Origin of the sequence: Chroococcidiopsis sp. CCALA 051 (assembly GCF_003015105.1) — a bacterium.
Classification (GTDB): Bacteria; Cyanobacteriota; Cyanobacteriia; order Cyanobacteriales; family Chroococcidiopsidaceae; genus Chroococcidiopsis; species Chroococcidiopsis thermalis.
Genome location: NZ_PYCI01000099.1, coordinates 1 through 24,925 on the forward strand (window position 1 = coordinate 1; position 24,925 = coordinate 24,925).

20 protein-coding genes and 2 pseudogenes are annotated in these 24,925 nt (G+C 48.7%); 8 read left to right on the plus strand and 14 right to left on the minus strand.

Features of this window, described 5'->3' with window-relative positions:
* The 3 genes and pseudogenes from C7Y66_RS21135 to C7Y66_RS21145 form a co-directional block, all read right to left on the minus strand.
* Nucleotides 1-240 (minus strand): annotated as a pseudogene (locus C7Y66_RS21135) (hypothetical protein); the annotation flags it as partial.
* A 357-nt stretch (nucleotides 241-597) separates the two neighbouring features.
* On the minus strand, nucleotides 598-852 hold the full coding sequence (locus C7Y66_RS21140) for a CopG family transcriptional regulator (protein ID WP_106547108.1): 255 nt from the start codon (nucleotides 850-852) through the stop codon (nucleotides 598-600).
* A gap of 199 nt (nucleotides 853-1,051) precedes the next feature.
* On the minus strand, nucleotides 1,052-1,720 hold the full coding sequence (locus C7Y66_RS21145) for a site-specific integrase (protein ID WP_106547109.1): 669 nt from the start codon (nucleotides 1,718-1,720) through the stop codon (nucleotides 1,052-1,054).
* A 173-nt stretch (nucleotides 1,721-1,893) separates the two neighbouring features.
* On the opposite strand from C7Y66_RS21145, the gene C7Y66_RS21150 reads away from it, so the two are divergent.
* Nucleotides 1,894-2,232, plus strand: coding sequence for a hypothetical protein (locus C7Y66_RS21150; RefSeq protein WP_106547110.1), 339 nt, complete (start codon nucleotides 1,894-1,896; stop codon nucleotides 2,230-2,232).
* A gap of 184 nt (nucleotides 2,233-2,416) precedes the next feature.
* On the opposite strand, the gene C7Y66_RS21155 is transcribed toward C7Y66_RS21150, so the two are convergent.
* The 7 genes from C7Y66_RS21155 to mobC form a co-directional block, all read right to left on the minus strand.
* On the minus strand, nucleotides 2,417-4,033 hold the full coding sequence (locus C7Y66_RS21155; RefSeq protein ID WP_199197551.1) for an HlyD family efflux transporter periplasmic adaptor subunit: 1,617 nt from the start codon (nucleotides 4,031-4,033) through the stop codon (nucleotides 2,417-2,419).
* 55 nt (nucleotides 4,034-4,088) lie between these two features.
* Nucleotides 4,089-7,043: a peptidase domain-containing ABC transporter gene (locus C7Y66_RS21160; RefSeq protein ID WP_106547111.1), complete on the minus strand. Its 2,955-nt coding sequence runs from the start codon at nucleotides 7,041-7,043 to the stop codon at nucleotides 4,089-4,091.
* Entirely contained in the window at nucleotides 7,040-7,792 is a 753-nt protein-coding gene (locus C7Y66_RS21165; protein WP_106547112.1) for a peptidylprolyl isomerase, read from the minus strand. The genes C7Y66_RS21160 and C7Y66_RS21165 overlap by 4 nt, the downstream gene beginning before the upstream one ends.
* 322 nt (nucleotides 7,793-8,114) lie before the next feature.
* The gene (locus C7Y66_RS21170; RefSeq protein WP_106547113.1) at nucleotides 8,115-8,657 is read right to left on the minus strand and encodes a tetratricopeptide repeat protein; all 543 of its coding nucleotides are present in this window, start codon (nucleotides 8,655-8,657) and stop codon (nucleotides 8,115-8,117) included.
* Between the two features lie 36 nt (nucleotides 8,658-8,693).
* The gene (locus C7Y66_RS21175; RefSeq protein WP_106547114.1) at nucleotides 8,694-15,002 is read right to left on the minus strand and encodes an Ig-like domain-containing protein; all 6,309 of its coding nucleotides are present in this window, start codon (nucleotides 15,000-15,002) and stop codon (nucleotides 8,694-8,696) included.
* 603 nt (nucleotides 15,003-15,605) lie between these two features.
* Nucleotides 15,606-17,165: a relaxase/mobilization nuclease domain-containing protein gene (locus tag C7Y66_RS21180; protein WP_158265967.1), complete on the minus strand. Its 1,560-nt coding sequence runs from the start codon at nucleotides 17,163-17,165 to the stop codon at nucleotides 15,606-15,608.
* Nucleotides 17,155-17,493, minus strand: a complete 339-nt coding sequence (gene mobC / locus C7Y66_RS21185) for a plasmid mobilization relaxosome protein MobC (RefSeq protein WP_106547116.1) — start codon at nucleotides 17,491-17,493, stop codon at nucleotides 17,155-17,157. The genes C7Y66_RS21180 and mobC overlap by 11 nt, the downstream gene beginning before the upstream one ends.
* Before the next feature lie 226 nt (nucleotides 17,494-17,719).
* Between mobC and C7Y66_RS31250 the strand changes: the two genes are divergently transcribed.
* Both C7Y66_RS31250 and C7Y66_RS33060 read left to right on the plus strand, forming a co-directional pair.
* Nucleotides 17,720-17,896, plus strand: a complete 177-nt coding sequence (locus C7Y66_RS31250; protein ID WP_158265968.1) for a hypothetical protein — start codon at nucleotides 17,720-17,722, stop codon at nucleotides 17,894-17,896.
* 702 nt (nucleotides 17,897-18,598) lie between these two features.
* Nucleotides 18,599-18,724: a hypothetical protein gene (locus C7Y66_RS33060; protein ID WP_255410029.1), complete on the plus strand. Its 126-nt coding sequence runs from the start codon at nucleotides 18,599-18,601 to the stop codon at nucleotides 18,722-18,724.
* 341 nt (nucleotides 18,725-19,065) lie between these two features.
* Here the strand turns inward: C7Y66_RS33060 and C7Y66_RS30615 are convergent, their stop codons facing one another.
* Nucleotides 19,066-19,392, minus strand: coding sequence for a hypothetical protein (locus tag C7Y66_RS30615; protein ID WP_146149834.1), 327 nt, complete (start codon nucleotides 19,390-19,392; stop codon nucleotides 19,066-19,068).
* Nucleotides 19,393-19,493: 101 nt separating this feature from the next.
* On the opposite strand from C7Y66_RS30615, the gene C7Y66_RS21190 reads away from it, so the two are divergent.
* The 5 genes from C7Y66_RS21190 to C7Y66_RS21210 all read left to right on the plus strand — a co-directional run bounded on the left by C7Y66_RS21190 (nucleotide 19,494) and on the right by C7Y66_RS21210 (nucleotide 22,105).
* Nucleotides 19,494-20,150, plus strand: coding sequence for a Bro-N domain-containing protein (locus tag C7Y66_RS21190; protein ID WP_106547117.1), 657 nt, complete (start codon nucleotides 19,494-19,496; stop codon nucleotides 20,148-20,150).
* 121 nt (nucleotides 20,151-20,271) lie between these two features.
* Nucleotides 20,272-20,532 (plus strand): DUF4258 domain-containing protein, encoded by a 261-nt coding sequence (locus C7Y66_RS21195; protein WP_106547118.1) that lies wholly within the window; start codon nucleotides 20,272-20,274, stop codon nucleotides 20,530-20,532.
* Nucleotides 20,529-20,783 carry a DUF2283 domain-containing protein gene (locus C7Y66_RS21200; RefSeq protein ID WP_199197553.1) on the plus strand — a complete coding sequence of 85 codons (255 nt, stop codon included), beginning with the start codon at nucleotides 20,529-20,531 and terminating at the stop codon, nucleotides 20,781-20,783. The genes C7Y66_RS21195 and C7Y66_RS21200 overlap by 4 nt, the downstream gene beginning before the upstream one ends.
* Nucleotides 20,784-20,990: 207 nt before the next feature.
* Complete coding sequence (locus C7Y66_RS21205) at nucleotides 20,991-21,719, plus strand: ParA family protein (RefSeq protein ID WP_106547120.1); 729 nt, start codon at nucleotides 20,991-20,993, stop codon at nucleotides 21,717-21,719.
* Nucleotides 21,716-22,105 carry a hypothetical protein gene (locus tag C7Y66_RS21210; protein WP_106547121.1) on the plus strand — a complete coding sequence of 130 codons (390 nt, stop codon included), beginning with the start codon at nucleotides 21,716-21,718 and terminating at the stop codon, nucleotides 22,103-22,105. Before C7Y66_RS21205 ends, C7Y66_RS21210 begins: the two co-directional genes overlap by 4 nt.
* A 55-nt stretch (nucleotides 22,106-22,160) precedes the next feature.
* Here C7Y66_RS21210 and C7Y66_RS21215 read toward each other — a convergent pair whose 3' ends face one another.
* The 3 genes and pseudogenes from C7Y66_RS21215 to C7Y66_RS21225 form a co-directional block, all read right to left on the minus strand.
* On the minus strand, nucleotides 22,161-22,646 hold the full coding sequence (locus tag C7Y66_RS21215) for a DUF3368 domain-containing protein (RefSeq protein ID WP_106547122.1): 486 nt from the start codon (nucleotides 22,644-22,646) through the stop codon (nucleotides 22,161-22,163).
* Complete coding sequence (locus C7Y66_RS21220) at nucleotides 22,639-22,890, minus strand: UPF0175 family protein (RefSeq protein WP_106547123.1); 252 nt, start codon at nucleotides 22,888-22,890, stop codon at nucleotides 22,639-22,641. The genes C7Y66_RS21215 and C7Y66_RS21220 overlap by 8 nt, the downstream gene beginning before the upstream one ends.
* Before the next feature lie 143 nt (nucleotides 22,891-23,033).
* Nucleotides 23,034-24,925: pseudogene (locus tag C7Y66_RS21225) on the minus strand (hypothetical protein); the annotation flags it as partial.

The window sequence follows — 24,925 nt, forward strand, 5'->3', positions numbered from 1 at the left end:
CTCCCAGGCAGTGTTGTAGATCCAATGAAAGCCTTCTTTATATATCCCTACGTCTGACTTCTGCAACCAGTAGTGCAGCTGGGCGACGAACATGGCGTGTCTTTCGCTGCCTAATGCTTGCGCTAGTAGTGGGGGGCAGAGTCTTTCGGTGTGCCAGGTTTTATGTTCTTGGGGTAGGGGTAGGTCTAGTGAGTCGGGGAAATATTTGGGGACTGATTCTACTGCTGTTGCTACTACCATAGTGCCTCTATCGATTGTGTAGCGTGCGACAGAGGCGAGTGGTGTGTCGTTAATACTCGGCTGTCAAGCATTGGGCAAGATTTATCAAATCTTTTCCAACATTTGTCAGTGGTATTAAGTAAAATGTAGGAGCTACGGGTTAGCCTCTGTTGCACGTCTCTCAGTTCGGTGCCTAGTCGCCAAACCATTCACCGTCTGAGTATGGGAAAAAATTCCTGCCCCGTAGCATCAATATTCAATTTTTAATACCGAGCGACTCTAGGAGCGCTTCTATGCCTGCAACCAGCTGATTTAGTTGTGCTGCTTGTTCTCCTTGGGCTTTTCGCCCTTTGTACTGCCCAACTCCTTTGAGTTGCTCTAGGATCTGGGCTTTGTAAGAGCTGAGGATTTTCCCAGGCGGTGCGTCTGCTCTAGTGTCAGCAGGGGGATGGTTCCCCTGGCAACCTGCTCGACCAATTCTGAGCGGGAGACATCCATCAACTCGGCTAAAGCATCCAGGCGTTCGACAGCTGTGGGGGTCAGTGAGATGTTGACGCGCTTTTTATGCTCGTCATACATTTCCGGCTGTCCCTGTATGCCCTTTTGACCTGGAATCCCTTTTTTTCCTGGCATATGCGACGATCTATCTTGAACGTGGTTTGAGCGCTGTCGTTCGGGCTGTTATGACTTTAGCACGTCTTGTGTAAAACGCTAGCAATCGATTTTAACCATAGCCTCTGGACTGAACGCCTTGGCTCTGGTTTGCCCCTAACGAATACTGAAGCAAAACCATGATGCCAGATAATCGTCAAATTTTCTAATCGACTCGTCGCTATATTAACCTATCATCGAAGGATAAAGTGGAGTCAACCAGCCTTTGTTGTTTGTCCGCGTCTAGGTCGTGATAATTGGGTTTCCCGACGTGTGACAGCATCGATAAAGACGCGATCGCTCCTCTGACTTGATCGGGGCGTACCTCTAAGTATTTTTGTAGTTCGTCCAGCGTCCGGTGTCCCGACACTTCCTGTATGACTCGCAAGGGGATTCTAGCGTCGCTCATGATCGTTAAGGCGGTGCGCCGGAATGAATGGGTACTAGCTCCTTCTATTCCAACTATGCGGCAGGCTGACCGTAATATACGAGCGGCGGAATCTGGGTTGATGTGTCCCTTGCCGTGACGACCTGGAAACAAAAACCATTGGTAGGACGGGGGGTTGTAGTCAGCCAATAAAGAACGCAGCTCCTCGCCCACCCAAATCGTGCGCGTCGCTAACTTGCCCTTTGTATTGGCTTTGCGAATGATTAATTCACTGCGTACTCTTCTATTTTGGTCGAAGACATCTTTTCGCCTCAAGGTGCAGGCTTCTTGAATCCGGCAAGCAGTATACAGGCAGATGCCAAACAGGGCGCGATCTCTGCTGGAGTGTAGCCCAGAGTTAAATAGCAACTGGATTTCAATTGGGGTGAGTATTTTGGCTCTGCCGTGCCTGTCGATCTTCATCCAATACAGCGATTAAGGTGATAATTTACAGGCTACACCTAGACAGTACCTCAAGAGCGCAGTCCAAAGTGGGTGTGAGCGCTTTCTACTGGCAGCATCGATTCAGAAGCCAATTATGTCTGACACTGCAATACACTAGAAGATACTAGAAACAATATTAGTCAATGTAATACATGGCGAAAACACCTTCATCTAGCAAGTCGGAATCGGTAACACTCAGAATCCCCAATGAAATATTCAGACGGGTTCTGGATTACGCAACTGCCAAGACTAAAGGCAATCGCTCCGAAGCCATTGTTGAGTTGATAGAGATGGGGCTAGCCGTCGCCAGGAGTCAGCAATCCTCTCAGACTGGTTGGACAGTGCAAGACATTGCAAGGCAAAATCAGTTAAGCGAAACTGTCAACGAGCTAGCCTCTGAGGTAGAACAGTTATCTCATCTCGTGCAAGATACTGTATTGCAGCGTCTAACAGCAGTGGAAACAGAACTGATGGGGGAGTTCAACGCCTGAGAGCAGAAGCCCAAACTCTCAGGCAAAACCAGGGACAGCAGCCAGACCTTGAAGCTGTGCGCGAACGCATTCTTGCAGGGCTGAAGGTAGGCAAGCAATCACCGGAGTACAAACGCACAAGAGCAGTGATAGACCGCTTTATATCTGAGTTACGAAAGTAGCCATACACAAAGCTTTGCTAACGCTACCGCACGAATTTCAAACTCTCGACACTCTTGGCAAACAACTCAGTAAAAATGCTCATCACTGTGCGCGAGCGCAGCTTAATATTTGCATTTACTGACATTCCTGATTGCAGTGGCACGGCTCGTCCGTTAATAGATAATGACTGTCTCTCCAGCCGAATCTTAGCTGGAAACCTGTAATAGGGATGGATCTGATCTGGAGGCAGCGCATCTCCTCCAATCCAAATTAATTTTCCCTTGACATCGCCGAATTCGCTGAAGGGAAACGAGTCAATCCGCACGTCTACGTCCATGCCCTCTTTGACGAAACCAATGTCGTGATTGGTGATAAAAACTTTGGCGGTTAGTGCATCGTCAGGCACGATTTTGAGAATTGTTTGGCTAGCGTTGGTCACGAACCCTGGAGTATGAGCTTGCAGGTCAAACACAGTTCCATCAGATGGAGCGGTAATTTCTTCATAGCGCAAACTCAATTGGGCAGTGCTGATAGAGCTATCAATTTCAGCCAGACGTTTGTTATTTTCTACAATTTCTTTAGTCAGTTGACTGTCAATTTCAGCTATACGTTTGTCATTAGTAGCAATTTGGGTTAACCAGTCGGAGCGAGACAGAGCAAGCGTATTTTGGACTTTGGAAGTAGCTTGACCAATTGCCGACTTAAGTCTTGCTATCTCCTGAATCAGTTGCGCTATTTCTGAGGAATTGTTCTGTACTTCTTGTTGCTGTTTGAGCAATTGAATCCGCGATATAGCTCCATCATTGGCTAAGGGAACGATATCGTTGAGAATTCCTTGGTTCATCTTCAAGGTTTCTTTGGTGCTAGCAAGGCGAATCGTCGTTTGACTTAATTGTTTGGTTAATTGCTCGACCTCCGAGTTTGCAGCAGCAACGCGAGAGTCTAATTCTGTCCGAGTCGATTGCAGGCGTTCTAATTGCTCGGCATTTAGCTGCTCGTCCTTGGTTTTACCATTAGCCAACGCTCGGTAAAATTGGTTTTCTGCACTCAAGGCAGCGCGACTTTTAGCAAGGGAAGCTAATTGAGTCGGGAGTTTAATGCTAGCTGCCTCTAGTCTGCTCCCTTCAGATGAGCCGTGCATGGCAGCCACATAAAATTGATTTTCCTCAAGTAGGGAGGCACGAACTTTCTGGAGCGATGCTAGCTGGGATTGAGCAGCAGTAGGGTCTAACTGGAGGAGACGAGCGCCCTTTTTAACTCGTTGCCCATCTTCCACGTAAATAGCTTTGACGACACCGCCAACTGGGGCTTGCACTTCTTTGACAGTGCCAACTGGTTCTAGCTTCCCTGTAGCGGGAATCGCTTCTTCAATTTTGGCGACACTTGCCCAGACGATGGCGACGGTGGTAACGCCCATCAATCCCCAGAGAATCGCTTGCGACCAAAAAGAGGACTGTTGCAGGATAACCGGAGATTCAAAGGTTTGGGGATTGTTTGACGGCAAACGGACGGGTGGGGTAATGCTGGGAGCAGTTACGGCATCCTGTTGGGGTGAGGCTTTAGGAGTGAGGTTGATTAATTGATGATGTGCCGTTCCATTGGATGAATGTCCGTTGTCAGAGCGATCTAGTTTAGCGCCATTACCGTTGTGTCCGTTCATAAAGCTTTGATTAGCTAAAAGTAGTGTGACTGCAATCCCTCCATGCACGAGTTAGTTACGCGCTAACTGCCTCCTGCTGTTGGTAGAGGCAATAATAACGACCCCGCAAGTTCATCAGTTCGGCATGGGTTCCAGTCTCCACCACCGTGCCTGCGTCCATCATCACAATTGCATCGGCATTTTTAATCGTCGCCAAACGGTGAGTAATGAAAAAGACGGTGCGTCCCTTAAAGGCTGCTGCCAAATTCAGACATACCTGGCGCTCGGTGTGATAGTCCAAAGCACTCGTGGCTTCGTCCAACACCAGCAACCGAGGATTTTGCAGCACGGTGCGGGCTAGAGCGATCCTTTGTCGTTGTCCGCCAGATAGGGCAGAACCTCGTTCTCCTACTCTGGTGTTGTAACCCAAAGGCAGGTTCATGATGAAGTCGTGAGCGACTGCAATCTTTGCGGCTTCCACTATCTCTTCTGGGGTAGCATCGGGATTCGTCAGGGCGATATTCTCCTGTACCGTGCCGTCAAACAACAGCGTGTCTTGCAACACCACGCCAATCTGACGGCGCAAGGAATACAGTTCGACTTTACCGATGTCGTAGCTGTCAATCAAAATCCTGCCGCTATCCAGCTCGTACAAGCGGGGTAGCAACTTTGTCAGCGTACTCTTGCCAGCACCAGAAGCACCCACCACGCCGATAAAAGTACCTCTTGGGAAGTCGAGATTGACATTCAACAGTTGGGGGTCGCCACTAGCAGCAAAGCGGAACGTTACGTTCTCGTACCGCACTGCTCCCTGAATCTCTGGCATCGGGATATTATTGCTGCCAGCAACTTCGGTTTCGGTAGAAGCGTCCAAAATATCGGCTAGCCGCTCTAGAGACAGCGCCGTTTCTTGGAAGTTTTGATACAGTTGGATCAGCCGCAGCAGGGGACTGGTGGTGTATCCGGCGATAATTCGGAAGGCAATCAGCTGTCCTAGAGTTAGTTGTCCTTGCAATACCAAATACGCTCCTACCCACAGCAGCAACAGGCTGGAGAGTTTATTCAGGAAGTTGCTAATCGAGCCAGCAGTTGTGGAAGTCAGCACGCTCTTAAATCCAGCACTCACGTAGCGGGCATAGCGTTCTTGCCACTGCCATCTAGATTTCAACTCAATGTTTTGGGCTTTAACCGTTTGAATTCCAGATACGACTTCAACCAGATACGACTGGGTTTCGGCATTGCGCTCGGCTTTAGTGCGAGACTGCTGGCGAATGACTGGAGCAACGATGAATGTTAGTAATGCAAATAAGGGGACGGTGGCTAGAGCAACGATAGTCAGCAACCAACTGTAGAACAGCATCACCGCGATGTAGATGACGGAGAAGACGGCATCTAGCACCACGGTTAAAGCAGTACCAGTGAGGAATTGCCGGATATTTTCCAGTTCGTTGACGCGGGTGGATAATTCTCCCACAGGACGGCGTTCAAAGTAGCGCAGTGGCAGCCGCAACAGGTGGTCGATGACCTGCGCTCCTAAAGCTAGGTCGATGCGGTTGGTGGTATCGACAAATAGATTAGTGCGGATAGTGGTGATAAAAGCTTCAAAGACAGCGACGACCACCAGTATGATACCCAGGACGTGCAGAGTGCCGACGCTATTTTGGACGATTACCTTATCGATGATGACTTGGGTGATGAGGGGGTTGGCTAGACCAAATAGCTGTACGAAGAAGGAAGCAATAAACACTTCCAACAGCACTTTGCGGTAGCGCAGCAGGGAAGGGAGAAACCACGATAAGCCAAACCGCTTTTTGGGAGTGTGTGCGGTTGCTTGCAGTAGCAGCACTTGACCTGACTCGCCCCATGCTTCGATGAAAGCGGCTGGCTTCATGTGGCGGATGCCTGTTTCGGGAATGGCTAAAACCAATTCCTTTTCGCTAGCAAAATAGAGCATCGCAAAAGAATCTTGCCACTTGACTAGGGCTGGGGTTGGTATGCGACTGATAACAACAGCGGTGACATCCACCAGTTGGGAACTCAATCCCATCAACTCGGCTACAGCTCCGCACAATTGTAGAGAAATGCTGCCGTGACGTTGGAAAGAATTAGTTAACGTGCGTTTGAGGACATCCCGTTTGAAGGGCATCCCCAAGTGTTGACCGAGCATTTGGAAACAAGCGAGAGTTGCATCCACTGGTCCCCTACCGTGGACGTAGGGGTATTTTGTGGCTTTTGCTTGTTCTAGTTGGGGTGGACGCTCTGGTGCATAGGGAATGTCTACTTCTTCAATAGTGGCAGTTGGTGAAACCTCTGTGCGCTCGGAGTCACTTGAGAGTAGGGAAGATTCGCGTAAGCCCAACAGACGGGCATTGCCTGGGGCTTCTACATGGATATAAGCCCTGTTGCCGCTAGCATCCAGGATCTCGCCCACACTAAAGTTAGTCTTAGCTCCGCCGCTGAAAAACCACAATAGGTTTGGGTCTAGCTGGTGCAGTGGGGTTTTGCCTGGGGGTAAGTTGAGTAGAGTTGCTGTTTGATAGCAACTAGGTGCCAGTTGGGTCAGATTAGCAGTCCCATTTGCCCGTCGCTCTAATTCTGCACCCAGCAAGTCAAAGACTTCAATTAGGGCGCAACGGTTGCGAAAAGCATCGGCGAATGCTATTTCTTGCTCTAGCAGTGCTAGGAAATCGGCGGCTCTCAGTGTCAAGCAAGTAGCTTCAGTGGAGGCGATCGCGGTTTCGCAAGCCACTTGGCGCAACAGGCTCACCCAACCCAAAACCTCCCCGCTCTTGACGATTTGCAGGGGTTCGGGAACAAGCGTTCCCCTCATGTAGCCGATAATCCGTGCTTGCCCTTCGTAGAGGATGAAGACGCGATCTGGCAAACTTTCCCGCACCACAATCGCTTGTCCCATGCGGTAGCGCAAGGGTTGTAGTTTTGCTGACAGTTGCTCTCTAGCGGTAGGAGAAAGAGAGTCAAACGGTGGCGTGCGTTCTAGAAATGTAGAGATCCCGACTGTAGTATATGTCATACCGCCACCATTGCCGATGTATCCTTCAGCCAAGTCGCACTAATTTGATTTAACTGCTCTTGTATCCAAGCTTCAAACAGACTGTCGAGTAATTGCTGCCGCATCGATTCGTCCAAAGATGCTGGGAGCAGCTTTTCTAGCCGCAGAATGACAAACCATTCTCCTAAGCGAGTCGGGGGATACAACTGACCTGGTTGCGAAATCGAAAGCATCTTCGCCAAGACTGGGTGAGGCGTACTCAGTTCCACAGGTCCAATTAGTCCGCCCGTCTGCGCTTCTGGTCCGAGTGAATACTCGCGGGCTAAGAGGGCAAACGATTGTTCTCCAGCCTTGATGCGGAAATACAGTTCTTGGGCAATTTCTGCATTATCTGTCCGCAGCAGGGAGTAAATGACTCGATCTAGCTTTGATTTATGAGTTAGGAAGTAGGATTCTAGACGATGTTCCCAAGTCGCTATTTTGAAGAACTCAATTTTTAATTCTCGAATGGCTAAAGCATCGAGTTGCTCCGGTGTCATGCCATAACGCATTCCCCAAGCAGATCGTTCTGCTGGTGTAGTCAGCTGGTGTTTTAAGTTAAACTGCTCTAATGCTTGGTCTTGCTGGGAGAGAGTCAGTTCTATAGGGGTAATAGCAGTATCAATTATCAGTTCGCGCCACAGTTGCGGCAGCATTTGGTAACGTGTCAGCAGAGGAGTGATTTCGAGAGCGGTGATGATACGATTACCGACTTGGAAAATCTGAGTCATGGAGAGAGCAAGAGCAGAGTTGTTGCTACTGGTAAAGTACCGAAGCACGGGAGGGAGTGTGTCTCCTACTTCCTTATTGCATAATTGCTCTAGTCACTAAATAAAACATCCATGACTACACGTAACTTAGCTCGAACTTTAGTTATTGAATACGTAAAAATACTGTTAAGAGGCACTAATTAGTTGCCGTACAAATTGACTGGCTCTAGTATCATATCAGTATTGCCAAGTTAACTGAGAACTGAGTTTTAGCCTGCTGTTAATTTGACAATACCTTTTAGAGAATTCAGTTTTGACACTTGCAATTAACTCGCGATATTTCTCACTCTTGCACTTCTTTTCTCATTAGTTGCAAATCACGCAAAGCTCTTCGGTTCTCTTTCTCCAATTTACACCTATCTCTTTCGTTATCGGGATCAGTAAAATAGAAACTGTGTTCGAGAGCATCGGCAGCTAAGCCGAATAACCTGCGCTCTTCAGCATCAGATGCAATATGCAACCACTGCCTATGCGTTAGCTCCATTGCATCCAAATTCTCAAAACTCAACTCGGCGAGTGGTAATGGTAGCGACCTGCGAAAAGATGTCGTTTTCAAAAGTCTTTGTTGCTCTTTCGCCAAGATTTGTTTGCCGTATTCGCTGAGATGCTCTTGATGTTGCTGGGCAAGAAGGAAGAGTTCTTTTGCTTCATCAAACTCCTCAAACGCCCACAAGACATTGGCTAACTGGTAGAGGATGACCGGATCTGTTGGCTCGTGCTTGAGAGCTTCTCGATATAGCTGTAGTGCTTGGTTGAATTGCATATCTCCAAACCAATATCGATTTGCTTGCTCGAATAACCGCATGGCTTCTGTTTGATTTGTCACTTTCTAGTTGCTGTTTGGATTTTAGTGAGATAGGGATTATGGTAGCGGAGCCAAGCCTTGGTAATAGGGTCTTACGTATGTATTTATTATGCGCCTGACATCCTCTTGAAGACCATTGTTGATAAGATTTTTAGTTTCCTTTATCAACCCTGCAAGCGTTGTGCTTAGAGTCCCGTCTTGGTCTTGTGGCAAGAGATCGGATGGGTTACCTGGTAAATCTGTAGCAAGTTGTCTTAACTGAGCTGCTATGTTAGCTGCTGATAAACTATCCTCAATGGTTTGAGCAGCGTTATTGAGCATAGTGCGTGCTTCAACAACCGTGAGAATTCGAGTCTGGAATCCGTCAATAGGGTCATCATCTAATGCTGATTTAATTGCCTCCATCACGGCAACTTCTTGGTTAACCCTAGCCTCAGGTCTTACAAAAATCGGTTGAACGGCTTCCATTGCTGCAATATTTCCGATCGCTAGGAAATAATTAAAAGCGCGTTTTGCTGCCTTCAGATATTTCGGATTTCTACCATCTGTAAGATCGAGCGCTGCTTCGCGAATAATTTTCGTATATGCACTCAATTTCTCTGCTGGAATCTCTCTGGGATTGTCAAAATAAGCAGATTGGTATTCAGCACCACTGATTCGAGTCGAGAAGAAGTTATCTTCCTCAGAAATTACTTGACTTAGGAGTAAGTCCTCATCCCAAATAGTTTCTCGGGTTGAGAAGAATACCTCTTCTCCAGTACTGTTTTTGGCAGTAATATTCAGAATTTTTGTTATGTCAATGAAACGATCTCCATCTACTTTGGCTCGCCAAAAGGTGTTTACATTACCTTTACCTCTTGTTACTGGATCTAATTTTTGCAAGGCAGCAACAAGTTTGTCGTATTTACTGCCACTAACAAGCTCATCGAAAGACAACGTTCTCTTCGGTCTATTCTCTACACGTCCGTCCTCCAGAGTGGAGATATAAAGTTTTTGAAATTCAAAATTAGGATTGTTACGGGTACGCCTGACAAACTCAACGATGGTGTCAGCAGCAGCTCTAGCTGCACTCTCACTAGTGGGGGCCTCAATTTCAAAACGTTCAGAAAAATCAATATCTCCTGGATAAGGTTGAACGCGACCCTGAATGCCACTGCCACCAAGACCTAATAGCGTATCAATATTGACTACTGGTGGTAGTTGTAAGTTGTCTGGCTTGGAAGCAATGTCTTCACGAATAGTGTCTACAGACTCTGAAACTGGAGCCAGGTTCCAGATAACAAAGCTAGTGCCGTAAAAAATTTGCAAACTCTGCCCAAGAGCAATTGCGTAAATTCCTTTATCCCGATCGCTATCGTCAATATCAGCATCTGGTTGGGCTTCTCTCACAACTTCTTCCAAAGGTAAACGTCGTTGTCTCTGAAGTTGGGCAATTTCTTCTTCAAGCTGTTCCCTTTCATCATCTGGTAAGTTAGGAAGCTCAAGGTTACGAAGTTTTCTTGCAATTTTTTTGCTAATCTCCTGCACCTCTTCTCGTGCAGTTAGAATCATTCCTGAGCTAATAGCCAAACCATGAGCTATACCAGTGCCAATAGGACCACGGGTAGTGTCTGCTGGCACGCCGTAAGTGAACTGGTTGGCTGGGCGATTTTCCCGCAGGATCTCGTAGTCAGCTGCAATACTTATGCTGGGATTGATATCGTCAATTGGAACGCGCCTAAAGTCATCAAAAGTAGCGGAACGTTGGGACTGTGACTGGAAAAAGGGCGATCCAGCGCCTCGATCTAATTGGTCAATGGCATAGTTACCAGGGTTTTGAATGGTATTGATAATTTCCTCAACGTCGAAGACGAAGACACTTCCCGCACCAGAGTAGGAGGCGTAGAGGTATTTATTATCGCTGGAGAGTACTAGATCGGTTGCGAATCCTCCTGGAATTGGTCGAGTGGCAGCAATTAGTTGTGGATTGGTTAGTGGATCTTTGATAATGCCAATATTGCTTCCCGCTCGGACTCCATCGATACTCTCTACTCCTAAGCCAAAGTTGATCCCATTACGACCAACAACGAAGGCATACGAGAGATCGCGCATGACCGTTACAGCCACCCCATTGTTGACATCAAAGTAATCAAAGGTCGAACCCAGCCCTAACGACGTATAGCGGGTAGTAGCGGCAAAACTCAAGGGGTCTTCATTAGTAATCCCAAGCATACCGAAGCCTTTGGCATCGCTGCGGCTGTTGGTGAAAGTCATCACTAGTGGATTGGACGTGGCAGCGAGCCCCTCCGCTCCACTGTCAGCCACGACTGCTCCAATCTGCTCGTGCCACTTGCGGGGGTTTTCCTCTGGGATAATGGGCTGGTCTTCAGGGTCGATGTTGACGACCAGAATTTGGCTATTGGAGGAGGAAGGCGCGGTGACAAAAAGCTTACGTCCGTCACTGCTAATAGATATCTGGCGTAGCCCAGAGGGGGCTGGATTGACCAAAATCGTTTGGGTAACTTGATGATAAGTTTCTGAGAACGGGTTAATATCCAGAACGTAGATTTTCCCTTGATTACCATCAGCGATATAGGCGTAATCGTCTTCGAGACTAATCGCAATTGACCTCGGCGAGGCACCTTGGGGCAGATTGATGGGATCGATACCAAAGGACAAAGGTTGGGTGTCCACTTGTTGTAGAACCATTGGATCGACCAGTGCTACACGACCAGTCCCCTCCAAGGGCACGTAAACGCGGCTGCCATCTCTAGTCACAGCCAGATCGCGCGGTCTATCTTGCAAGTCTGGAGTTCCTACTGGGATGCGGGCTAGCAGCAAGTCACTACTACGATTAGCTTCGACCACTGATTCTGGGTTGCTGCCGTTAAGTACTGTGACTCGATCGTCGAGCAACATTGCTGCAAATACATACTTGCCTTCCGACTTCAGCCGGATTGTATTACTAGAGTAATTGACTTCTTCGTACACTGGGTCTGTGCGATCTTGACCCACCAGCTTGTTCTGCCGCCGACTTAACTCAATAGTAGATACGCCTAGAGGCACGGTGTTGGGAACCTTAACAGCCACTTCAAACTTATTATTCCCTAGCTCTCGGCTGAGATGAGGCAGCACGACACCCCCGTAAGCTTCATCGCCGACATAAAATTTAACACTCAGGTCTTCAATCCGGCTGCCTAAAGGGTTGCCTGCATTATTCACCAGTACATTGCTTCCCGTCAGGAACAAGACTGGCTCATTGTTCTCGAATGGCTGATTATTTTCATCCTTGAACTTCAGCTCTGCCTTTTGTAGTATTGGAGGTCTTGTTGGATTGGGACCAGTTGGTGCTGGTATGTTCAGGGTCGCCTCAAAAGTGGCAACGCCATTGGCGTTACGTTGGACACCTACCGTGGTGACAAAGGGCAAGCCCACTGTGGGTACCGCAATCACCTTCACTGAGGAGATATCGTAAGTGGCTGAGAACGCAGAGAGAGCCACCAGGTTGTCAGGATTCATCAGTTGACCGAAAACTCCACCGCCTGGTGATATAGCTGGGACAACGACACCAAGATACGCTATGGGCAAATTATAGTTGACAGTCAGCTTACCCTTGACCAGCATGGCACTACCAGTGCCGTCTGCAACCACTATATATTCGCCCGGTCTGAGTACGCCTGGATACGGTGGTGATTGGGTGCGAATCATGCCGTCCGCGCCCACTACACCAGATTCTTCTTGGAGCCAAATCGGATTCCAAGTACCATTCTCATCCGGTAAAGCCCCTTTACGCATAAAGTAAACTTGGGTGCCGACTGCTAACCCTGCGGGCGCTGGAATTGCTAACTGAGCAGCTACACTCAACAAGTCGTCACCGAAGTTTAGATCGAAAGCCCCGACCAACTCGAATCCTTCTGGCACCGACAGCGTTATGTTTTCCCGACCTAGCGGTGTCAGGCTGACAGTTGTGTTCTCCTCCAAAGCACCCGGAGCAATCATTACCATCGAGCCATTACTAGCTTGCACTACGCCGCCGTCTACTCCCAAAGTGACCGGACCAAACTGTGGGGTTTCCACCCGCACGGGTACCACTACTTCTGCCTCCCCATAGGTCACGGTTACTGTTGCAAACCCTGTGGACAAAGCTGTAATCAGACCATCCGCGCTTACACTCAACACATCCGAGTTGCTCACAATGTATCGCGTCCCTGTGGAGCCAGCTGTCAGATTAGGCGAATCGGGAAGCCCATCATTCAATTTGACTGATAGTTGGCGCGTGATGCCTGGAACCAAGGAGACTGCATCAGGATAGGGGTCTAGCCCGTATAAGTTGGCGAGAGTCAGCGTCGAGTTATCTGTCCGAGTATCAATGGTGACAACAAGTTGTCCTGAAGTAGTACTCGCATTGCCCGCAGCGTCTTCTGCTTTAGCGGTAAACGTATACAGACCATCGCTCAACGACGTTGCAACAGAAATCTGCCAGGAGCCATCGGTAGAGGCTGTTGTTTGACCAACTACTTGCTCGCCCTTAAATAGTCGAATCAGCGAAGCAGCCTCGCCAGTCCCTTGGATTGTCGGTGTGGTGTTATTAGTAATGTTGTCACTATTGCTGGTTCCAGTATCCGTACTGGGTGTCAGCCTCAAGTTACTAGGCGCAGCAGGAGCTGTCGTATCAATTACGACATCTAGTGAGGCTGAGGTTGGGCTGATGTTCCCTGCTACATCGGTAGCAATGGCTGTCAGGGTATGGATACCATCTGCTAAGTTGTTCGTAGCAAGAAGCCAGGTGTTGGTGGCAGTGGCTGTTGTTTGACCGACCAATTGCCCATTGCTGAATAGCTGCACCAAGTTCCCAGGAGCCGTAGTGCCAGCAATCGTTGGCGTGCTGTTGTTGGTGATGTTATCGGTGTTGCTAGAGCCGCTGTCGCTCGTTGCCATCAGGTCTAAATCATTCGGGGCAGCAGGAGCAGTTGTGTCAATCGTAACTGCTAACGGCTGGGAAAGATTGCTGACATTGCCAGCCTTATCCTCTGCTGTTGCATTAAATGTGTAGCTTCCATCAGCCAAGGAGTCAATAGCCAGTTGCCAGGAGCTATTATCAGTAGCAGTGGCTTGACCTACCAAAAGTCCATCTTTGAAAACCCGCACGCTCGCTCCAGCCTCAGCTTGCCCCGACAAACTGGGTGTAGGATTTTTCGTTATTCCATCACTATTGCTGATTCCGGTGTCAGTAGCCCCACTCAGTTTCAAACTGCTAGGAACTGTTGGCGCAATGGTGTCAATCACTACGTTCAAGGGTACAGAAACTGGACTGGCATTGCCTGCTACATCAACGGCTTTTGCTGTCAATGTTTGGGTGCCTTCTGTCAGTGGCGTAGTAGTAATCTGCCAAGAGCCATTTTCGTCAGATGAGGTCTGACCCACCAGTTGTCCGTTACTGAATAGTTGTACTAAATGCCCAGAAACTGCTGTTCCTAAAATTGTCGGAGTGGAATTATTAGTGATTTTGTCGCTATTGCTAGCACCACTGTCGCTCGCTGCTAGCAGAGCCAAACTCGGAGGCGTTGTTGGAGCAATTGTATCGAGGGTAAAGTTGACATCTAATAAGAGTTTATGTGAGTTGCCGCGTTCATCTTGAACCCATAAATGCAGAGCATGAAAACCGTCTGATAAGGTTCCACCATTAATTTGCTCTAGAGTGGCGCGGTCAAAAGTAAAGCTGCTATCTGATTTGAGGTAAGGCAGCACATTTAAGTATTTACCTTTAGGCGTGTTATCAAAACCTGCCTGAAACTTTTTGATCCGGTCAGTGCCAGTAATTCTGCCTGCAATGGTGGGGTCGGAGGTAATGCCGTCAGTGTTGGTGCCAGCCGAAGCAGTGTCATTGACTAGGGCTGCTGTAATCTTTGGTTCTATGTTAGCTTTAGTTTTCAAACTACTGGCAGCATTTGTCACTGGGTCATTAGCAGTGAAGCTGACTAGTGGAGTATTGCTCGTGCTGCCCGTGAGTAGGTCTTTGTCCGGCGTGCTGTTGTTTGTTTTACTCTTGCTATTTGGTGATAGATAGGGAAGGGAAGCGAGATGTGGTGGTGGATTGAATAGCAGCGGTTGGTCAAAAGTGCTGCCCGTCGGATTAGTGGGGTGAGCAGAATCCTGTTGCGACTGGGAAGCGTTATTGCCTTTCTCCAGCTCCTTTTTTGAGAGGCGGTCTAGTTCCACGGAAAAGGGATCGGCAGCAGCCGAAGCTTTGAGTTCTCGTACTAGACCTAAAGAGGCGGGATTATCATCCAAAGCTGGACTTAATGTAGCACTGTCTAGTAAAGATTTAACTAGATCTCCACCTACAGAAGACGTGCCGCTGCTGCCAATATTCCCTGGAATTCCCATTCCTAACCCCTTATCTGTGACGGTTTCGTATCAAATGTTTAATGCAATGACTTTGCTCTAGAATGCAGTTGAGTCATCAACTACCTGCGTCTAGCAATGAATTTTTTTGGTCAAATCTAATACTAGTAATGGCTGCTCCCAACCAAGTCCCGCCTTGGAAAAGGGCTGACTAACACTTCACTTCGCCTTGGGCTGAAGTGTTTTGTCTAAAAACTTTTGGATGAATTGGATAGATTAAGCCTGCTGTGTTTCCGAACCAGGTAGCGTTCGACCGTGACACCAGTAGAAAACTGGTTTGACTACAACAGCTTGGCATACCTATATATGTAGGTGACAAGTCTTCTAAGTATTCTTCAAGAAAAAAATATACTCGAAACTCTACTAATCTAAGCGTTCGGGTTGCCAGAATCCGGTGTAGTGACAGGTTGAGGCACTGGCAACTAGATTAGATAGTTATTAATGGTATGTGAAGTTTCAGTGCGCTCTTTGGTAATTGGTTAAGACATTCTCGTACTGCCACTTCCCACTTGTCCAATCAGAGTCAATCTGTGCCTTGAAGTCGGGATGAGTGAAATCTCTTGAGCGCTCTGTTGGCAGACAATTCTACAGGCTAAATCCCCTGCTCCGTTTACGTTCGGCTTGAAGCTGCCGCTGTTCCTGTTGCAGATCCCTGTTCACCCTTGACCGTAAGGAGCGCATTCTCTCTCGTTCTTCTCTTGTGGGAGCAAACACAACAGTTTTCTCCCCTTCCACCCGAAGAATCTCTCGGTTATCCGCTTTCACACTCACACTGACGGTATTACCTATTTGTTTAAGTCTCCATTGATTACCGTCAAGAGTTAGCTCGCCGTCCGGTTGTGGTTGAGTGCCAATGAGCCTAAACAACTGCTGCACGGCAGTAGCTGTTTCTCTACCTTCCTGCTGCCGTTGCAGCTCCTGGCGCTGTTCTTCTTTTATCCGCTCTAGCCTAGTTTGGACTTGGGGAGTGTTGAGGTATTCTCTCAACTGCTCCATTTCTTGAGTTTGGGGGGATGATTGCCAGTGGCGGTATTCCTCCCTTTGGCTATGCCATTCTTCTACTCTCTTACCCGCTGCCATCCAGTTAGAATAAACTTTATCCTTTTGGGCTGATATTCTTTCGAGTTCAGCAATTTCAGTCTTGTATTTGGGTAGCAACCGTGACAACCAAGAAGCTTGTTCTATTTTGTCCAGTTTTTCCCTAGTTTGTTGGAATAAATCGTCATATTTGGCTGCTAATCTCCGCTCATCTCTTTGGAGCCGTTGCAGGTCTTGCTCGTTGGGATGAGTCGGCTTCTTGGCGAAGTATGCCGCTACTTTCTTTTGGGCTGCTAATAATTCGGCATCGCCCAGTTGGGGCGTTAACTCCTTAATGCGGCGCTGTATCCCATTCCAACTGTAGTCAGTCCCTAATTTATTGCCAGGAGTAGCAACAGTGACACCATCTTGAGTGTATTGGTAGGAGATGCCGCTGATACTGCCATCCCGTTTTTGGCGAGTTTGGATCTGCACTCCGGCTGCTTGCATCTTCTCGATAAATTGCTCCGGCGTGGTACAGGTGGGTAGTACGAGATCGGCAATGTCTTGAATCTGTTGTTTGACACTGGGGGTTGAATGCTGACAATCGGCTTCTTCTCTTCGCTGCTGCTCAAATTGCCCCTTAGTTATTCCCCGTCGCTCCACTTCCCAACTGCTCATCACTGGAGTTAGGTTGTATTCCCTTTCCAAGGAGCGAATGATGTCTTGACTCTTACGATAGTCCCAACTGTCATCCACAACTGACCCGTCCAGCTTGACCCTAGCAGCGACGATGTGGATGTGGTCGTGGTCGCGGTCGAAGTGACGCACTACTATATATTGATTGCGAGTAAATCCCATCTGCTGGAGGTAATCGGCAGCAATAGAATTCCAGCGTTCGTCATCGACGTGTTCGGCATAGTCTTCATGCTTGGGCAGGGATAAGCTGGCGTGGAACACTGGCTGCTTGATATCGGGGTTGAGTTGGCGCGAGAGTTTGAATTCAGATGCCAATTCCCGTGCGTTCTCTCCCAACATATTCCCGCCAATCAGCTCTGCCTGCTCCTTCTCCAACAGGTAGCTCAAGCAGCCCCTAAATCCTCGCCCTTTAGAAATGTTACCGATCACCGACGATCTCCAGTCCCAATTGCTTAATGGTTTGGTAAACCTTTTGCCAATGTTCCACTGTCACTTTAGGTTCGTGTCCCATCTTTACTGCCGTGTTAGCTGCTTTGGCTAGTTGGTTGACGTTGTTGCCCAACTTCGCCAGCTGCTCGTAAGTGGCGATCGCGATTTCACTTTTGGGTTGGGGTAGCGGTTGCGATAACGCAGCGCGTCTGACTGCTTCGCTGAAAGTTAGCGAGCTGGCGATCGCCTTTTGACTGACTGCCGCGTATTCATCTTCGGTGAATCGGATGCGTACCATCCGAGTGCGTTTCGGTTTTGGTTTACTCACGCAGGCATTATCTCCAATCCAACTCTGGCTCGTTGTAGCGCAGCGGTGCTGACGGCTTGCGAGATCTCTCCATCCCACTCCTGCTGTTTGATGCCGTCGGCAACAACGAGCATGGGGGAGTCCAGAGGGGGGGAACCCCTTCTGGCAAGCTGCCGCCGTCCCTAGAATAACACGGGGAGGGAGTAGTTGTTGCTACAGCGGCATAGCTTGCTCCTTACCAAGATCTATGGGGGTAACGGAGAGTCCTGCGGTGGCGGGGTGCTGTGGGAACTATGGGGATGTATGTGGTGGTGATGGGTCATTGGGTAGACGAGGAGGACTGCGGAGGCGAGGCACGACGAGCCGTCCCGATGGGTCGCTCTGCGATGACGAAGCGCGGGTACGATGGTCGGATGATGGCTGAAAACCCCGACGGGAACCTTCGCTCGTGCCCACTGGGATCTTCGCGGGGACATCGCCATGCTTCTCTCGGACTGCTGCGTGCTTCTCCCTGACTGCTCCGTGCTTCTCTATAGCTGAAATGAAGGTATTGAGTCAGCTCAGAGCGACGATGAACTTCCGCCGGACTTCACGGTGCTTCTCTATGCTGAAAAAAGACACCGCCTTGCTTATTCGCGGACGGAATGCTTTTCTGTTCACATATGAACTTTTGTCAAGGGAGTTGTAGTACCAATGTCGCTTTGTGAAGCACAACAGCCCGAATGGATTGCCCTAGGGGTTGTAACTAAATTGAAAGCGGCTCATCAAGTCCAAGCGCGTAACTTTCGGAATCACTGCTCATTTCACCCCAAGATCGCGCACGATCTATTCAGGGAATTATTAGGGAATTACTAGGGAAAGTTGGTGGCACTTCACTCAGATTCTTGAGAAAATTCGCTCTTTATTAGGAATGAGCATGACTTCATTGACTCTACTTGGGGCATGGTAGGGAATTAGTAGGGAAAGACTAGGGGAAGTTAGTGGCAGCTCTAGCTACATAAAAACAGCTAGTTAAAGCGAATGACTTGTGTTGTCGTTTCATTGTCGTTTCATCGTCGTTACATCGTCGTCTCACCGTCGTCTCATCGTCGTTCATGCACTGTGATGAGCGAAAAAACTAGAGCAAGTGACATCGGTTATCATTTCATCGTCGTCCCATCGTCGTCCCATCGTCGTCTTATCGTCGTCTTATCGTCGTCCCATCGTTACTTCACCACCACCTGTTTCCCTGTTCAAGCCTAAACGCGGGTGAAAGCGTTAGAGAACAGACACTCCCTCTTGAGGCATCAATCTCGCAGTCGCTCTTGCAGCCCAATTGCAGCCTAATTACAGTCCAATTGCAGTGACCAACCACCAATTTCTTCAGCTCAAATACAGTCCAATCGCAGTCCAATTGCAGTTGAATCGCACTCGTCAAACACTTTTCACGCTTGTGTCACCTCAACTGCATTTAAAGGGGTGTAAAGCACAGTCGAATTACAATTAACCACAGTTAAATTGCAGCCGAACCGCAGCGATCAACGACTCCTGCCAGAGCGATTGTGGAAGGAAACCTTCCACACCATCCCGCTCGTACTACGCCCCGATTCGGGGCTACGCTATTGCTCCTAATCGTCGCAGCACCTGTCGCTCCAAATGGAGCTGAAAAACACTGCTCAAAGCCATGCTGTGACAGGCTTTGGGGCTGAGAAATTTGAGAAATAGCGCAGTTGTTATTAGGGGTACGCAGTGACGTGCGAAAAGCAGCAGCTTTCGCTCTCGAAAGTCACTTGTCAGTTGAGCATCTACCCAAGACGAGCGGGGGAATGAAAAAGCGGATTGTCGCTGTTTGTAGTTTGGTGAGAGTCCATTGGACATCCGGCAGATCCAATATCGGATCGTCGGATGTCCGGTGTTGACGCTCCAGGTATAGTGACTCAAGCAGTGCCACTACAGGTAAAAGTAGGAGAGAAATCGCATCATTATATTAGTGCCGCACTCTTCAAGTCGGGATAGAATTGGAGTCACTGTATTGTGGTTCTATGGAAGTCACGCCAGCTCCGGTCACTTTGGCTTTTGAAAGTCATTCCATCCGCTACTTCTCTCTAGACGATGTGATGGAATGGGTAGCCACTGATGTTTGTGCTGCTGTGAAATTAAGTGGTAGAGCTAAAACACAAGCCCTAGAAAGGTTAGAGCCGGATGACATAGCGACCAGAACTACCAACATCCTTGGTAGAAAACAAAAGCTTGTCACCGTAACTGAAGCTGGTTTGTACCAATTGCTCTGCCACGGCGACAAAACAATCGCCAAGCGATTCAAGCACTGGTTGTGCCGTGAAGTGTTACCTCAAGTCAATTCGGGTGAAATGGATTCCCAGTTGGCAGCGGCTACTCAACAAATTTACCAACTTAAACAGAAGCTAGAACTAGCGAATGCCACAGCGCAATCGACTCAAACAGCACTCAAAGATGCTAGAGAACGGGCAAAGTGGTCGGAGCGGATGAACGAACTGAGATTGCGCGAACTGGAGCAACAGCGCCAAACGATCGCCTCGCTCAAATCCCAACTCACCAGCACCCAGCAGGAACTCGAACAATGTCAAAAAATTATCGTTCAGACTGCAAGCTTGTTGGGAACGAAGGCGACGGAGATTTATCACGACTCAAGCGACACTGACGAGCAGGGGCAGATCTAGCAGTCTCCCCCTGCGACTCGATGCCACACGTCACATTCTTTTATGGTTTAATACCTTTAAGTGTTATCATGATTAACACGCGCAGGGGATTAAATGGTAGCGTTGCCGCTATAGGGTCTCAATGTCAACTGATTTCCCCTATATACTGACCAACCACGCCCGAAAAAGAATTATGCAGCGGGGTATTTCTCTTGACTGGATAGTACGTGTATTAGAAAATCCAGACCACGAGCAACCCGATGCAGAAGACCCAGAGTTATTTAAAGCGTGGGGTTATATTCCTGAGTTGGGAAACCGAGTATTATGTGTTGTCTATAATGAAACCAGCACTCCCTGGCGAATTGTTACTGCTTACTTCGACCGCGCTCCTTGGGACAGATGATGAAAATAGATTTCGATCCTGAAGTTGATGCCGCCTACCTGCAACTAGATGACACAAAAATTCTGAATTCAGAAGAAGTGATGCCTGGTGTTGTTTTCGATTTCAATGAGCAAGGCGGCGTAGTAGGCGTTGAGATCTTGGGGGTGAGAAAGAAAAACCCCAGCCATCTATTGAATCTTAAGATTCCATTTCTATGTCCCGATGATAGAAAAGCATTTGAGAGCTTTCTCATGGAACACGCTCAGGTATAAGCTCAAAGCATAACCCTGCGTCACTAAGAGAGCGAAGGCTTCTTCGAGCTTAAAGTTTTATAGTTTAATACCTTTAAGCGTTAATTGTTTATGACTAGAGGCAAACGAAGATAGAATCTAAGTGGAGAGCGGGTTGAAGCTTCTACAATCGTATAAAGGTTTAATACCTTTATGAGCTGAAACAATTAAAGAATTTAGGGATTAGGTATGTTGAAGGTGGCTGTATTCAATCTCAAAGGCGGCACGGGCAAAAGCACGACAGCTTTAAACCTGGGTTCCGCTCTGGCTAGCCCCAAGCGGAGAGTGTTGTTAATTGACCTGGATGGGCAGCGGACGCTTTCATTTGGCTTGGGGATGGATGGGCAGAGTCCTACAGCACTGGATTGGTTAACTTCGGAGGGGCTATTTATTCCCCTGGCGACAAAAACCAAAAACCTGTCGCTGATTCCTGGGGATATTGGACTGTTTCGTTTGAGTGCGGAATCAGACTTGTTTGCTCCAGCATTATCGCGGTTGACTGGTTTCTTCGACGTGGCATTGATGGACTGTCCGCCTTCTTTGAGCGTAGCATCAGTGCAGGCAATCTTGAGTAGCGATCGCGTTTTAGTGCCAACATTATGCGAACCTGCGGCACTGCGCGGATTTTCCGAGGCGATAACGCTGATTCGAGATGAAAGACCCGACTTGCCCATTGAGGCGCTGCGGGTGCGCTATAAGCCGCGATTGGTTCTGACCCGCGAGGCGGATGATTTACTCATAGAATCGGCTGTGGAGATGAACTATCGACTTCTACACACGATAATTCCCGAAAATATCAGTGTGGCTGAGTCCATCGCAGTGCAGAAATCGGTTTTAGACTACGCCTCGAAATCAAGTGGGGCGGCATCTTATCAATCTCTGGCTAAAGAATGCAGCAAAATGTGGAGGGTAGCATGACTTCTAAAGGATCTCGAATGGGAGGCTTGGGGAAGCTGAGTGACTTTGGCAAAACGAGTCAGCCACAACAACAGGAAAAGCCAACTCCATCACCAGAAATCATCGCTCGGTCGCACGCCATCGCGAAGCCAACCGTCGAACAAAAACAACAGCCCTCGCTGGAGAAACTGGTCAATATAAATATCAAGATTACTCGCGCTCAGCAGCAATGGTTAGCTGATACGGCGCGAGAAGTGCGCGACAACAATGACACCCCTGTTGCCCCGCAAGATCGCGTGTTCCCCCAACACCTCATCGGTGTAGCGATAGACTTACTACAAGATACCGACATTGACTGGAGCCAAATTAAGAATCTAGAGGATTTGCGGCAAGCTCTAAAGCTATAAAGGTTTGATGAATTAATAGTCTAATACCATAAAGAAATTGGGAAAGCCTTCTGCCTCATTCCCCCACTAGTGCCAGCGCCCGCTCCATTACGCGGTCAGACAGATACATACCAGATAGGCGCAGCTGCTCCAAAACTGGTCGTGCTGCCCCAATCGTGCCGCGTTGTTTGGCTGTTAGCACCAAACCAAGCGTTCCCCTGACAGGAATCCCTAGAGTTGTAGCACAGCGACGGGCTGCTAAATCGTCTACAATCACCTCAGTATTGGGATTGACTATGCCCCAAGTCAAAACAGCAGATTCACCTGCTCCTAAATCCCATGATTGGATTAGCTCTGGTACTGGTGGAGTTTCAACGACGACGAGCCATTCTGTTTGGGCAAGCGCGGCGGCTGTCACGTCCGTTTCTCCATACTGCCCGATCTCCATCGCCACGGCAGCGGGTACGACAATTTCTTGACTCACTAGCTGCAATAGATTGAGTAAGCCTGCTTTGGTTAAGAGAATCAGCGGCGAGGCGTTGATAGCAGGACGCTCAGCCACGCTCTAACTCCCGTTGCAGGTCGTCAAAGTCTACGGCAAATACATCGACTTGCTCGCGGCTAAGTGCCATGAGAAAGTCTCGACGATTCAAACCCGCGATAGTAGCAGCTTTCTCCTGAGAGATTTCGCTCTTTTGATACCAATAGATAGCAGCAGCCAGACGCAATTCCCGCACGAATTCCTCTGGAGAACGGCGTAGGGCGGAGAAGACTTCTTCGGGTAGGTCTAACGTGACTTTAGGCATAGGGATATTGAGTGTGATTAGCTTATGGGCGCTAGTATATTGAATCTAGCGTGGGGCGGAAAGCGCTTCAGCCACAGCCTGCCTTTAACAACAGCGTCACAGGACGTGGACAGTTTCCGCGCCTTAGTGCCAAAGCTCCTTCATCACGTCGCACCTGCATTGTCTTGCGGCGGGCGAATCTGTCCCAAAAATCTATAGGACTGCCCCAAAGCATCGAAGAGAGTGTAGCGCCGCTCTTGCTCGATGAGGTTGGCAACAGCGATGCAACTGTGGACGAAGTAGCCAGCTACCCACTCACCCGCGCTGGTCAAAATCTCCACTGGTTGAAGCCGACGATTAAGCATCTGCGCCGGAATAAAATACCGGAAGCTTCGTGTCTTGTCGTAGGGATAACAATTGGTCGGAGGGGATGATAAAGCTTCCGGTATTTTATTTTCAAGCTCCTCCTCAGCAGGCTGCTTTTGTTTAGCTTCTGGCACAGTAGGCGATGGATTTGGAGGCTGCGACTGTGGAACAGTTCCCGCATCGGGTTCGGGTGGCGTTTGATGGCTGACGCTGTTATCTACCTGTTGCACCGCAGGCTGTGGCTGGTTGCCCATGTTTTCTGGACTTGGCTCTACAGAGAGTGGTGGATTTGAGTCTAGTTGTGGATTGCAGGCGTTTTCTTGATGTGAGTTGGCTTCATCAACAGTGGGGGTTACAGGGTTTTCTTGAGCGTTTGGCTCTGGCTCAGCTTGACTGGGTGTGTTGGTGGCGTTTGGCTCCTTATCGGTTTGACTGGGTGTATCGGCGGCATCGGCTAGGGCGGGACCATCAGGAGTCATGATGACACCCTGTGTCTGCTCCACCCAGGCTTTAATGTTGGGGCGCAGGATAATAGCATTCTGCCATGCTACCCGCTTCTGGGCTACCAACTGCTCAAGGGTAGGTGGGATTGGTTGGGTCAGCATTTGTGGCGGTGGCGTGTAGACCTGCACGCCCCAACTGGTGCTGCTTTTTGACTGTCGGGGTTTCCAACCGGAACGCAGTGCGTTGTATAAATACCCAGTCGCATTCTCCATAGTCTTCACGCCCTTAGCTGACTCCTCACTCAATGCCAAAATTGCATTTTCCAGGTGATAGGGATTGTCCAAAATCGCCCGCTGAAGTCGCTCGGCGTGTAGGTCTACATTCAACTGCTCCAGAGTTGCTTGGTACTGCCACAGAATCTCTTGTACTTCCTCGTCCAGCTCTTTTATGCGGATGGGTTTGGGCGATCGCTTTCTGTCTTGGGGCAGATCTCGCTCAATTCGCTCTTGCGCTGCATTCAACGTCGCTATGTACTGCTGGGCTGCTTTTATCTTTTCATCGCCATCGAGCGATGTCGCGGCGGAATTTTCTTCTTGACTAGAAGCGGATGCCACCCCACTCAAAGCCTTTTGTAGTCGAACAGAGGATGTTGGGCTGCTTTGAGCCAAAGTTGAAATCTCGTCACTACCAACTTCTTTGTCCGCTTCTTTCCTGTCAATTTTTAAATCAATTGCCGGATTTGATTTGGAAGTATTTGGTAATTCTTTGTATATAGATGAGGTTGGCAAAAGTGTAGAATGCATTGTGGCATTATTGCTTGATGCATTTGGCAATGTTGCACAATCGTCGATTTTAGGAAGTTTCAGGCTTTCGGACTCAACAGGAGCGTCGGTCGGGTAGACCAGGGCGGTAGAGTCAGATAAGTGTCTGCCGCGCAGTTGCAGTCCTTTGGTAAATTGCGGCGGACTCTTATAATCGCGGTTGAGATCTAATCCGAGCGGATTCCATCCCGTTTCAACAGCTATACGGTAGTAGTCCAGCGTGCTGTATTTCTTGCGGTCGAACGGGTTGTGGCTGAAGTTGTTGGAGACGACGTAGCCTAGTTTCTCTAGAGAGCGCCGGATGCGCCCTACTGTATACTCGGACATCCAAGGGAATTGTTCAAGCCACTCCCAGGCAGTGTTGTAGATCCAATGAAAGCCTTCTTTATATATCCCTACGTCTGACTTCTGCAACCAGTAGTGCA